This window comes from Vibrio sp. 10N.222.55.C6 (genome assembly GCF_041473395.1).
In the GTDB taxonomy this organism is placed as follows: Bacteria; Pseudomonadota; Gammaproteobacteria; order Enterobacterales; family Vibrionaceae; genus Vibrio; species Vibrio crassostreae_C.
Window position 1 is genome coordinate 1 of the sequence record NZ_JBFRSD010001284.1, and the last position, 222, is coordinate 222.

Annotated in this window: 1 protein-coding gene; it reads left to right on the forward strand. The window is 39.6% G+C overall.

Going from position 1 to position 222, the window contains the following annotated elements:
* Nucleotides 1-222 (forward strand): Rid family hydrolase (locus AB4486_RS28550; protein WP_372120201.1); only part of this gene is annotated, 222 nt, incomplete at both ends.

The following is a 222-nucleotide window of genomic DNA, read 5'->3' on the forward strand; positions in this document are numbered from 1 at the left end:
GCCTTTTCTCACTACAACAATCTTTCAGCTCAGTTGCCTATAGATGTAGCCACAGGTGAGTTGGTTGATGGTGGTATCGAAGCGCAAACAGCACAATGTCTATCAAACATCAAAGCTATTCTAGAAAGTATCGGTCATGTCATGAATGATGTGGTTAAAACGACTATCTACCTAAAAAATATCGCAGATGCGGAAGTGGTAAATGAAGTATGTGCTAAATTC